The sequence below is a fragment of the Streptomyces niveus genome, assembly GCF_001723055.1.
GTDB lineage: Bacteria > Actinomycetota > Actinomycetes > Streptomycetales > Streptomycetaceae > Streptomyces > Streptomyces niveus.
Genome location: NZ_MDCR01000460.1, coordinates 1 through 11,870 on the forward strand (window position 1 = coordinate 1; position 11,870 = coordinate 11,870).

Consider the following 11,870-nt stretch of genomic DNA (forward strand, 5'->3'; position numbering starts at 1 on the left):
TCCTCGGCGACGGCGGCGTTCACGACGGCGAGGAGGTCGGGGTCCGTCTCGCGTTCCACGGTCATCGTGGGGCCGGCCGTGTCGCCGCTGATCACGGCGGCGACGTCACCGTCACGCAGCAGCTTCTCGGCGCGGTCGCCGCCATCGCCTTCGCCGTCGATGGTCACGAACTCGAAGTCGACGTCGGTCGCCCGGTCGGCGACGGCGGTGAGCATCGGGCGCAGCGCGGCGGCGTCCCGGTCGATACCGACCTTGGTGGGCCCCTCCTTGGAGAACAGGATGATCAGCGTGTAGACGCCGAGCGCGACCACCAGACCGAGCGTGCTCAGTACGAAGGACTTCGTCCGCATCCGGCTGTTGATCTCACGCCCGGCGACGAGGCCGACCGCCCGGCGGGCCGAGAGCGCGCCCGGATCGGGGGCCGGTGGTGGTGCGTCCGTGTCGGCCTGTGCCGTGGTACTCATCGCCCGCCTCCCACTCCCGCTTCGACCGCGCTCGCAGTCGCATCCGTATCCGCTGTGGCGCCCTCGGCCTCGTCTCTGGTCACCAGATCCCGGTACAGCTCGGTCAGCGGCGGCCGTTCGGACACGAAGGTGGCCACCGGCCCCGTCGCGAGCGCCGCGCGCAGCACCTGCTGGTCGTCCGCGCCCTTCGCCAGCCGGAGCCGGGTCCGGCTGCCCTCGCGGCTCACGACCTCCACGCCCGCCAGCCCCGCCGCCCAGTGCACACCCGTCTCGGGCGCCCCGGGCGCGTCGACCAGCAGCCGGCGCTCGGCGCTCTCGCTCAGTTCCGCCACCGTGCCGCAGGCGATGAGCCGCCCGGAGCCGACGATGCCGACGCGGTGGCAGACCCGTTCGACGAGGGCCAGTTGGTGGCTGGAGAAGATGACCGGCACACCCGCGGCGGCCCGCTCCGCGAGCACGTCGCGCATCACGTCCACCGCCACCGGGTCGAGCCCGGAGAACGGTTCGTCCAGCACCAGCGCCTTCGGCTCGTGCACCAGGGCCGCGGCGAGCTGGACGCGCTGCTGGTTGCCGAGGCTGAGGTTCTGGACCTCCTCGGAGGCGTACGAGGAGACCTCCAGGCGCTCGATCCACCGGTCGGCCGCGGCACGCGCGGCGGCGCGCGACATGCCGTGCAACTCGCCCAGGTACCGCAGGTGTTCGGCGACCTTCATCCGTGGGTACAGACCGCGTTCCTCGGGCATGTAGCCGAACCGCCTGCGCGCCGCGAAGTCGACGGGGCGGCCCTGCCAGCGGACCTCTCCGGCGTCGGGCGTCAGGACTCCGAGGATGATCCGCATCGTGGTGGTCTTGCCCGCCCCGTTGCTTCCCACGAAGCCGAACAGCTCACCGGCGCGGATGTCGAAGGTCATGTCGTCGACGGCCCGGCGCTTGCCGTAGCTCTTCCGTACGCGGTCGACCTCCAGCGCTGCCGCAGCCATGTGCCTGCACCTTCCGACGGTGAGAACAGTGATGTGTTATCTCGTTGAAGTATTGCGTTAACACATCACTTCGTCAAGGAAGTCATGCGTCCTGACGCTCCACCACGACGATGTGCTTCTCCGTCATCTCCGACAACGGGCTCCGGTCCCAGCCGGCCCAGCGGCCGGTCACCCGCAGTCCGGTGAGCCTGGCCATCACGTCGAACTCGGCGGGCCACGCGTACCGGCTGACCTCCGGCACCTTCCGCAGCCCGCCCGGCCCCAGGATCGTGTGGACGACCAGCGCGGACTGGAGCTGACGGTTGACCTGGATCGTGTCCAACAGCAGCGCGTCGGCGGCCAGATGACCGATCTGCGTCGTCGCCTCGGAGAGACGGTGGTAGTTCTGCGGGTTGTACGTCTCGAAGACCGCGACCCCGCCGTCGGCGAGCGCGTCGTGGATCCCGCGCAGACAGCTGATCTGCAACTCCTGCGTGGGCAGCATGAAGAACGTGTTCAGGGCGGTGAGCACGATGTCGTACCGCTCCTGAACGACCAGCTCGCTGAAGTCCGCGACCGAACTGGTGATACCGCCCGTGGGGTCGTTCTCGTGGAGCTTCGCCAGCATCGCGGGGGAGGCGTCCACGCCGTGCACCCGGTAGCCGTGCTTGGCCAGCGGGACGGCCAACCGGCCCGTACCGACGCCCAGTTCGAGCAGCGAGGCGGGCGCGGGGCGCAGCTCCTCCAGAAACGCGATCATGGAGTCGATGGCCGGGCCCGAGGTCGGGTAGAGCGAGTCGTAGACGTCGGCCAGCGCCTCGCCGTACGCGCTGCTCCCGGCCGCCCCCTCGGAGGGCCCGGAGCCGTTCGTACGGTTCCCGGTCTGCTGCGGTGCTTCGGTGGTCATGCTCTCTCCCTCTGCCTTTCCTGCCGCTGCTCTTCCTGCTTCTCTTCAGCCCTTGCCAGCTCGGCGCGCAACGCGTCGGCCGCGGCCAGTACGTCGGGGAACGACGCCGGCGCCCACGCCTCGCGCCGCCCACTGGTCGTACTGCGGCCCGGATGCGGCGGCACGACGACCACGTTGCGGCGGCCGGCCAGCTTGGCGGAGTGCTCCTCGTACGCCGCGCTCCGCACGCCACCCGGCGGCAGCGCGGGCGCCAGCGCGATCGCGGCCTCCGTGCACTGCAGCGCCAGCATCGACGGCGAGTCACCGAGCCCCAGCGCCAGCCGGGCCAGATAGTTGAGCGTCGCGGGCAGCACCACCACCGCGTCCGGCCACTGCGCGAGATCCACATGGCGGGCGCGCGGCTCGGGCTCCTCGGGCCAGCGGTCCGCCAGCACGTCGCAGCCGCCGATCGCCACCAGCGCCTCACGGGTCACGAACCGGGTGGCCGCCCCCGTCAGGACGTAACGCACCTCCACCCCGGGCTGCGCCGTCTTCAGCCAGCTCGCCCAGAACGGCAGATGGGCTGCGGTCACCGACCCCGTACCGACGACCAACAGCCGCCGCACGCCGACCGGTTCGGGCAACCCGGCGCCGGCCGTCACCGGGCCGCCGCTCCCGCCTCCGAACCCGCCACGGGCGCGGGTTCGGAAGCGGGCGCGGGCTCCGGCGCGGGCGCCAGGTCCATGGGGGGAGCCGGGGGCGTCGGCGTGACGGCGGTGGGGCCCCGGCCCCGGCCGCCCCGCAGCGTCTGGCCGTGCACCAGCTCCTGGTAGAGCGCCGAGCGCGTCAGCAACTCCTCGTGCGTACCCCGGTCGACGATCCTCCCCTCGTCGACGACCACGATCAGATCGGCGTCCTGGACGGTGGAGATACGGTGCGCGACGGCGATCACCGCGCGTTCGGCGGCGAGTTCTCGCATCAGGGCCCGCAGCCGCTCCTCGTTCTCGCTGTCGAGCTGGGACGTCGGCTCGTCGAAGAGGACGACGCGCGTGTCGCGCAGCAGGACACGGGCCGCCGCCAGCCGCTGCCGCTGACCACCCGACAGGTCCTCGGCGCGGCCCAGTTCGGTGTCCAGACCGTCCGGCAGCGCCTCCACCGCGCCGCGCAGCCCTAGCGTCTCCAGCGCCCGCCACAGCTCCGCGTCCGGTACGTCGCCGTCCCGGCCGAGCTGGAGGTTCTGCCGCACCGTGCCCTCGACCAGGGTGAAACTCTGGTCGACATAGCTGATCTCGCCGCGCAACTGCCGCAGCGGCCACCGCTCGACCGGCGCACCGCACAGCGAGATACGGCCCGAGTCCGGCAACAGGAAGCGCTCCGTCAGACCGAGCAGCGTCGTCTTGCCGGCGCCCGAGGGGCCGACGATGGCGGTCAGTCCCCGCGCGGGCGCCGCGAAGGACGCCGCGTGGATGATGGTGCGCTCCCCGTCCACGTACGTGACCTGGTCGAACTCCACGGCCGGCGCGGTGGGCGACGGCTCGATCGCCGCCGTGGCCCCGGAGTCCTCCGACGGGATCATGAGGACGCTGTTCAGCCGGCCACGCGCCGCCAGACCCGCCTGCATACGGGCGAAGCCCGACACCAGCAGGGTGAGCGGCGAGACCAGTTGGAGCAGATAGACGATGAAGGCGGCGAACTCGCCGATGTTCAGATCCCCGGAGGTCAGCCGGGCACCACTGACGACCATCACCGCGACGATCGACAACTGCTGCCCGAACTGCATCGTGGGACCGACCAGCGCGCTCACCTTCGCGACGGACACGGCGGCCTTGCGCGCGTCGTCCACGCTGTGCCCGAGCGAGGAGGCCACCTGACGCTCCGCCAGGAACGCCTTGACCGTCGGCAGCGACAGCACGGCGGCCGTCATCTGCTGCGACATCGAACCGATGGCGTTCTGCTGCCGCTCGACCCCGCTGCGGATCGCCCGTACGCAGGCGAAGATGCCCAGCCCGGCGACGGTGAACGTCGCCAGGACGACCAGCAGCAGCACCCAGTCCAGCACGCCCATGGCGATCAGCGTGCCGACGGCCAGGAACAGCGACGACGGGATCTGCGCCACACCGACGTCCACCACCGAGCGCAGCTGCGAACTGTCCGAGCTGGCACGGGCGACCAGATTGCCGGCTCCCTCGCGCCGTACACGCCGCAGCGGCAGGGTCAGGATGTGCGCCGCGATCCGGAAGCGCGCCTCGGAGACCAGGGCCTCACCGGCGCGGGCGAGCAGGAAGGAACCGATCGCCGACGTCAGACCCGCGCCGAGCGCGAGACCGGCCATCAGGAGCATCGGGCGGATCGGCCGCTCGTCCTGGCCGAGGGCGATCACCAGGTCGCGGACCTGGAGGGGGAGCAGGAGCGTGGCGACGGCGGAGAGCATGCTCATCACCACCGCACCGGCGACGGCGGTCTTGCGGCCCTCCAGGAGCTGGGCGAAGACGCGCAGTTCGTCGGTGCCGGCCGGACGTGGTTCTGCCTTGGCCATGGTGGTGGTTCTCCTCAAGCTTGCGGTTGCGTCCGGTCACTTTCGGTCGTCGCACGGCCGACTGGTTCAGGGCGCGGCAGCCCCGGCTGTGGTGGTGGGTGCGGGCGTCGGGGTGGCCGTCCAGGGCCAGGGCGCCGAGTCGAGGTTCCGGGCGGGGTCCGCCGGGTCGACGTTCGCCTCGGCGCAGGCCGCCGACAGCTCGGCCACGGTCGGGCGCTCGCGCCCCTGCTCGGCGGCGGCCACGAAAGCGCGCGCCACCACATGCGCCCGGTGCTCGCCGAAGCTGAGCCCGCGCATCCCCGTACGGTCGTCCTTCGGCTCCCACGCGGCCGTCACACCCGGCGCCACGACATGCGCGAACGCGGGGGACGGGCCGTCGTCCGGCAGCCCGGTGGCGACGGCGCTCTCGGTCAGCGCGTCGACCACGCCCCAGGACTCGGCACTCAGATAGACCACCATGCCGTCGTTACGCGGCAGACTGGCCGGGTTCGAGATGATCTTCGCCCGGTAGACCGCCGACCGGCTCTCCAGCGCGCTCAGCACGGCGTTCCACAAGGCCGGCCCCTGCTCGGCGTCGGCCACCCGCAGATACATGCGCAGCAGATCGCCGCCGCCCGTACGGCCCTTGCCGCTGTCCACCAGGAAGAAACCCGGCGAGATCAGCGGGCGGGCGGCGGGGAGGGTCATCAGGACCACGGGGCGCGCCGGGTCGCCGACCGTACGGCCGGTCTCCCGCAGCGACACCGAGTCGGGCACGCCCAGGCGCAGACCGTCGATCTCCACCACACGGCGCCCGGCGGCGGTCCGCCGCCCGGTGAGGACGGCGGGCGCGAGCGTCGTGGGGTGGGGGGTCGCCTCGGCGATCCGCGCCTCGTACTCCGGGGCGCGCAGCGTCTTGGGGGCCTTGCGGTCGCGTATGCCACGGCCGGTGTGCAGCACCTCGTACAGGGTGCGGGCGAGCGTGAAGCGCATCGCGGGCGGGGACTCGGCCGTGATCTCGTCGTCGCCGACCCAGGCGGTCCTGCCGTCGGACGCGATCCGGACCGTGTCCAGCGCGTCGCGCAGACCGCCGGAGAGCGGGCCGGCTTCGCCGCGTGCGGCGGGGGCGGTGTCCGTGGCCGTATCCGCGTCCGTATCCGCATCCGCATCCGCGTCCGTGGCCTGGTCCGTGGCCGTGCCTGCGACCGTGTTCATGCGGCCTCCCCGAGTCCCACCGTGGAGACGAAGCTCCGCGGGTCAAGTAGCGCTGTCCTGCCGATCCCCGCCGCCGCCCGGACGATGGCCGACAGCCGGCCGCTCTCCCTCGTCGACGCGATCAGCCGGTCGATCAGATGCCAGCCCGCGTACGACGTGGCCCGCACGACGAGCCCGTCGTCGTCGGATCCGCCGCCCTCGCGGTAGCCGCGGTGGAACGCGGTGATCAGCGGCAGCACGCGGTTCAGCTCCTCGCCGCCGCGCGCCACGACCTCCTCATGGGTGAGCGTCGCCGAGAAGGCGTCGTCCGCCTCCTGGGAGGGGATCCGCAGCACCGCGCGGTGCAGCCACTCGCCGACGTACGCCCCGACGTCACGGGCCGGATCGCCGAGCCGGAACTCCTCCCAGTCGTTCACGTACAACGCGCTCTCGGTGGCCAGGAACTGATCGAGCCTCAGATCACCGTGGATCGGCACGCGCGCGGCGTCGGACTCGGTCGCCCTGAGCCGTTCGAGCCCGTCGAGCAGCGCCGCGTCGCGCTGCAACAGCCCCCAGCCCTGGATGAACGCGCCGGTGGCCGTGACGTAGTTCTCCAGCGGCAGCGACCGCAGGTCCTCGACGGGCGGGTACGGGTGCGGATCCGGCTCGGGGAAGTCCTCCGGCAGGAACGGCAGTCGGTGCAGGGCGGCCAGTGTCCGGCCGGCCTCGGCGGACGTCGCCTCGGTGAACTCCTCCTCCGCGGCGAGCTCGCTGCCCGACCTGATGTCGTCGAGCATCCCGAAGACCAGCAGGCGTTGTTCCTCGTCGCCGCCCAGGAATTCGGGTCGGGGGAACGGAGATTGGCCGCGATTCATCAGGCGCTCGAATGACATCAGGCGCCGGTAGCGCTTCAGGGATTCCTTGGGATTCCCCTTGAGGCGCTTCACGAATACGGCGTTACCGGTGTCGGTCACGCCGGACCAGTTGTCGTTGCGGCCCGGATAGGAGAAGACCTCCGAGGCGTTGAGTGAACCCAAGTCGAGCTGGACGAGGAGCTGTTCGACCGATGCGTCCACGGGACTGTCGACAGCCGACGCGGAAGACCGGCCCTGCGGGTATTGAATCTTTTCGCCTGCCACAGCCGTTTTCTATCGCGGGACGCCGCCGGCGGACAACGAATTGACCGCCATCGGCCACCCCCGGTCCGGGCGGGGCGCGGTGGGTGACGCGCGGGACCGCCGCACCGTCCCGTACGCGGGAGCCGTGCACGTGGCGCGGCCGAGGTCGCGCGGTTCAGGTGAAGCGGCCGAGGTGGACCGGTCGAGGTGGATCGGTCGAGGTGGATCGGTCGAGGTGGCGCGGTCGAGGTGACGCGGTTCAGCCCGACGAACGGCGGTCGGTGACGATTCCTCCGCTAACCGTCACGCGACACCGCCGCTCGTGGACCTCTCCGCGTCCGAACCGGCAATTCCGTCCGTATTCTCGTCGCCGCCCGCACCTACAGGCGCCGGCTCACGGAACTAGCTGGACCGGACGGCCTGAGCGATTCGGCCGTTCGGTCAGACGATTCTTCTCCGTACGGCCCACACGACCGCTTCGATCGGCGTTTCGACGTCGACGCGTTCGCATATGGTCCGCAGTTTTCGGCGCAGCGTGCGGTCGCTCATTCCCATCCGGCGTGCGACCTGCGCCATGGTGCAGCCCTGCGAGACAAGTTGAAGGATTCTCAAGTGATCGTTTTCCAGTCCGAGGTGGGGGGCTCTGAGGACACTTCGTGGATTCACCTGTATCAACCTCACGGTCGTCCGGCGGTGAGGCGCCGGATTCCGAGGTGCTCGACGGCCTGAGACAACAAGCTCGTTCACAGTGCTGCCGCCGGAAGAGCTGCTCTATCCGGTTCGGTCGAGCGTGGTCCGGGCAGTACGGATTTCCGGTCTATGAATTGGTCAATTCCTGCCCCCGTTTCAGTCATCGGATCGGAGTGGTCATCCGATCCGTCCGCCCGTGACGCGGGAGTTGTCTCCTCCCGGGTCCGAGGTGGGCGGGACGTCGGCCACCCGCGGCCATGACACCCCTCCACCTCGCCTCGACTTCGTATGTTCAAACGGTCCGGGGGGTGGGGTGAACAAGGCGGGATGTGATCGCCCTGTGCTGTCGACTCGTCACCGGTCGGTCCGGAGGGAGTCCGCACGGTCTCTCAGCTTCAGTTTTCCGCCGTCTGACGGGCCCTCGGAGGGTGGTGCGACACGCCCGAGATATGTGACGCAGATCACAGCATCCATTTGAGGTTCTCATGAGTCTTCGCGAGGCGGCGATGTCCGGAACGTCGTGACTGAGTACCTCGGCAGGGTGTCCGCCGGACACATCACCGACGCGCTCACGCGCCCGCCGGGACCCGTCGCGAGGGTCGTAAGCGCCGCTCGCGGGCCCGATCCCGCGAGCGGAGAAGTGATCCCGAGGCAACCAATTCAGGCCGTCGCAGGCCAGGTTGATAAACGGCCGAATGACCGGACGGAAGGTGCCCGAGAGGCGAGCGGGAAGACGGTATTCCGGGCTGGGCAAGGCGCCGCGCCGGTTACATGGAGGAAAGGCCATGCCCTTGTTGTGTCGACGGTGTTAAGCGCCGGTGGAGGCGGACGAGACGACTCCGGCAGACAGACCGGAATTGCGCCCGGAAGGGCGGCGATCGACTCCGCTTTCACTCCGGCCCCACGCCCGCGCCCTCTTCGGGTCTCCGCCGCGCGCCGCCACACCTCCTCCGCATCTCACTCACGTCCGGCGCACGCCTCCGCCGCCCCACCACCTCCGCCCCCGCCGCGTCCGCCGTTTCCCGCCGGCGGGGGAGGGTAGCCGCCGGACGGGAAGCGCCATCCGGCGTACGAGCGGCCCGTGGGGGCTGGCGGCGCGGGTACCTCCCCGGCTAGGTTCGCGGGCGTCTGTCATGAACACAGGGAGTGTGAATGCGCAAGGCGCTGAGATGGCTGCTGTCGCTCGTGCTGCTCGTCGGCACGCTGGGCACGGCCGGTGCGGCAACCGCCGCCGACGGGAACGCGGGATCCGCGGCCCCCGACATCAAGGACCAGATCCTCGCCATCCCGGGGATGAGCCTGATCGAGGAGAAGCCGTACCCCGGTTACCGATACTTCGTCCTCAACTACACCCAGCCGGTCGACCACGAACGACCGTCGAAGGGCACCTTCAAGCAGCGCCTCACGCTGCTCCACAAGGACACCAGCCGCCCCACCGTCTTCTTCACGAGCGGCTACGGCGTGTCCACCAACCCCAGCCGCAGTGAGCCGACACGGATCATCGACGGCAACCAGGTCTCGCTCGAATACCGCTTCTTCACCCCGTCCCGGCCCGAGCCGGCCGACTGGTCCAAGCTCGACTACGAGCAGGCCGCGGCCGACCAGCACCGGATCTTCGGCGCGCTGAAGAAGATCTACCCGCAGAAGTGGCTCGCCACCGGTGGCTCCAAGGGCGGCATGACCGCCACGTACTACGAGCGCTTCCACCCCCGGGACATGGACGGCGTCGTCGCCTACGTCGCGCCCAACGACGTGGTGAACAACGAGGACTCCGCCTACGACCGCTTCTTCGAGCAGGTCGGCACCGAGGAGTGCCGCGCCAAGCTCAACGCCGTACAGCGCGAGGCGCTCGTCAGGCGTGAGCCGCTGGAGAAGATGTACGAGACGTGGGCCAAGGCCGAAGGCGCGACGTTCACCACCGTCGGCACCCTCGACAAGGCGTACGAGGCCGTGGTGCTCGACTTCGTCTGGGCGTTCTGGCAGTACAGCCTCGAAGCCGACTGCGCGGACATCCCGCCCGCCACCGCGTCGGACGAGGAGATCTACAACATCATCGACGCGATCTCCGGCTTCTCCTTCTACACCGACCAGGGCCTCGCCGGGTACACGCCGTACTACTACCAGGCGGGCACCGAACTCGGCGCGCCCACCGTCAAGTTGCCCCACCTCGGCAACCTGAGCCGCTACGGCTACCAGCCGCCGCGCAACTTCGTCCCGCGCGACATCCCGATGAAGTTCCGCCCGTGGGAGATGCGGTCCGTCGACAACTGGGTCCGCAAGAACGCGAACCGCATGATGTTCGTCTACGGCGAGAACGACCCGTGGGGCGCCGAGCGCTTCCGCCCCGGCCGCGGCACCAAGGACACCTACGTGTTCACCGCGCCGGGCGCCAACCACGGCGCCAACGTCGCCGGTCTGGAGCCCGCCGACAACGCGAAGGCCACGGCCAGGATCCTCGACTGGGCGGGCGTCGCACCGGCGGCCGTGCAGCAGGACGCCGCGAAGGCGAAGCCGCTGGCCGCGTACGACGCGAAGCTCGACAAGCGCGACCTGGAGCGGATGCCGACGCTGCGTCAGTAGTCCGTGACCTGTGGGTCCGCAGCTCCGCAGCTCCGCAGGTTCACAGGTCCACAGGTCCGTGAGTACGGGACCGCCACCGGCGCAGACAAGGGGGGCGCACCGGTGGCGGTGTGCTGCCCGGCCGCAGACGGCCTGGAGAGGGGAGTCAGCGATCGTAGCCAGTGAGCACGAGGGCCGACACCGCGCTGCGGAAAGTCGACGGGCGCACATGAAGTAGGACGAATGGGCGGCGGGTGTGGTTCCCGGCTCTCCTCCGGGGGCCCCACCCCCCTCCCCACCCCCCTTGTTCGTGGTCGTCGGGCGGGGGCTAATCTCCTCGCCCATGACCGCACCCGAGCCCGCCTTCATCCGCGACACCCGAGCCGGCTACGACGCCATCGCCGCCGACTACGCCGAACTCAGCAAGTCGCACCCGGAGGCCGACCCGCTGGGGCGCGCGATCCTCGGCACTTTCGCCGAGTACGTTCAGGCCGACGGCGCCGGTCCCGTCGTGGAGATCGGCAGCGGACCCGGCCAGATGACCGCCCATCTGCGCACGCTCGGCCTCGACATCTCCGGTATCGACCTGTCGCCCGTGATGGTCGCGATGGCCCGCCGGACCTACCCGGAGCTGCGGTTCGAGGAAGGGTCGATGACCGACCTGGACCTCCCGGACGGCACCCTCGCCGGCCTCGTCGCCTGGTACTCGATCATCCACATCGTCCCGGAGCAACTGCCCCACGTCTTCGCGCAGTTCCACCGGGTCCTCGCCCCCGGCGGCCGACTTCTGCTCGCCTTCCAGGTCGGCGACGAACCCCGGCACTACGACGAGGCGTTCGGCCACCGCGTCTGCCTCGACTTCCGCAGGCTGTCCCCCGACCGGGTCACCGAACTGCTGAAGCAGGCAGGGTTCCAGCTGAGCGCCCAACTCCTGCGCGAGCCCTACGACGACGAGCCGACCCCCCACGCCCAGATCCTCGCCCGCAAGCCCCTACAGCCGCAGACCTAGCCCGCCCGGGACCCGGACCTCCCCACTCCCCGTCAGTGCCCCCGCGCCAGCAGCGCCTCCAGATGTTCGCGCCCGGGAATGAGCAGGTCGGGGAGGTCCGCAGCCGCCGGGTACCAGCGCTTCTCGTACTCCCAGCAGAGCCACCCGTCGTCCCCGTCCCCGGCGAACAGACCGACGCACTCACCCAGCGGCAGCACACCCGCGCCCAGCGCCAACGGCGTGGTGTCCTGCGCCGACGCGATGTCCTTCACCTGCACATAGCCGAGGTGCGGGGACAGCGACGCGTGACTGGTGACGGGGCGCTCCTCACCGAGCCAGGTGTGCATCACGTCCCACAGCGCCCCCACCTGCGGGTGGCCGACAAGACCGAGGACGCGCATCGCGTCGGCGCCCGTGCGATGGGAGTCGTGCGTCTCCAGCAGGATCCGCACGCCCGCCTCCGCGGCGAGCGGCGCCGCCGCGGAGGCGGGCGTGCG

10 protein-coding genes are annotated in these 11,870 nt (G+C 70.6%); 2 read left to right on the top strand and 8 right to left on the bottom strand.

Annotated elements, in window-relative coordinates:
* From BHU15_RS36175 to lxmK, 7 genes are all read right to left on the bottom strand, one after another.
* On the bottom strand, positions 1 to 464 hold a 464-nt coding region (locus BHU15_RS36175), incomplete at its 3' end, for an ABC transporter permease family protein (RefSeq protein ID WP_218028096.1).
* Positions 461 to 1,444 carry an ABC transporter ATP-binding protein gene (locus BHU15_RS36180; protein WP_069630972.1) on the bottom strand — a complete coding sequence of 328 codons (984 nt, stop codon included), beginning with the start codon at positions 1,442 to 1,444 and terminating at the stop codon, positions 461 to 463. The genes BHU15_RS36175 and BHU15_RS36180, both read right to left, overlap by 4 nt.
* Before the next feature lie 82 nt (positions 1,445 to 1,526).
* Positions 1,527 to 2,330 carry a class I SAM-dependent methyltransferase gene (locus BHU15_RS36185; protein WP_079128623.1) on the bottom strand — a complete coding sequence of 268 codons (804 nt, stop codon included), beginning with the start codon at positions 2,328 to 2,330 and terminating at the stop codon, positions 1,527 to 1,529.
* Entirely contained in the window at positions 2,327 to 2,971 is a 645-nt protein-coding gene (locus BHU15_RS36190) for a flavoprotein (RefSeq protein ID WP_069630973.1), read from the bottom strand. The genes BHU15_RS36185 and BHU15_RS36190 overlap by 4 nt, the downstream gene beginning before the upstream one ends.
* Positions 2,968 to 4,845, bottom strand: a complete 1,878-nt coding sequence (locus BHU15_RS36195) for an ABC transporter ATP-binding protein (protein WP_069630974.1) — start codon at positions 4,843 to 4,845, stop codon at positions 2,968 to 2,970. The genes BHU15_RS36190 and BHU15_RS36195 overlap by 4 nt, the downstream gene beginning before the upstream one ends.
* A gap of 66 nt (positions 4,846 to 4,911) precedes the next feature.
* Complete coding sequence (locus tag BHU15_RS36200; RefSeq protein ID WP_069630975.1) at positions 4,912 to 6,039, bottom strand: T3SS effector HopA1 family protein; 1,128 nt, start codon at positions 6,037 to 6,039, stop codon at positions 4,912 to 4,914.
* Positions 6,036 to 7,094, bottom strand: coding sequence for a class V lanthionine synthetase subunit LxmK (gene lxmK / locus BHU15_RS36205; RefSeq protein ID WP_069630976.1), 1,059 nt, complete (start codon positions 7,092 to 7,094; stop codon positions 6,036 to 6,038). Before lxmK ends, BHU15_RS36200 begins: the two co-directional genes overlap by 4 nt.
* Before the next feature lie 1,884 nt (positions 7,095 to 8,978).
* On the opposite strand from lxmK, the gene BHU15_RS36210 reads away from it, so the two are divergent.
* Both BHU15_RS36210 and BHU15_RS36215 read left to right on the top strand, forming a co-directional pair.
* Positions 8,979 to 10,406, top strand: a complete 1,428-nt coding sequence (locus tag BHU15_RS36210) for a S28 family serine protease (RefSeq protein WP_069630977.1) — start codon at positions 8,979 to 8,981, stop codon at positions 10,404 to 10,406.
* 322 nt (positions 10,407 to 10,728) lie between these two features.
* Entirely contained in the window at positions 10,729 to 11,394 is a 666-nt protein-coding gene (locus BHU15_RS36215) for a class I SAM-dependent DNA methyltransferase (protein ID WP_069630978.1), read from the top strand.
* A gap of 32 nt (positions 11,395 to 11,426) precedes the next feature.
* Here the strand turns inward: BHU15_RS36215 and BHU15_RS36220 are convergent.
* A partial coding sequence (locus tag BHU15_RS36220; protein ID WP_141726969.1) for a sugar phosphate isomerase/epimerase family protein occupies positions 11,427 to 11,870 on the bottom strand: 444 nt, incomplete at its 5' end.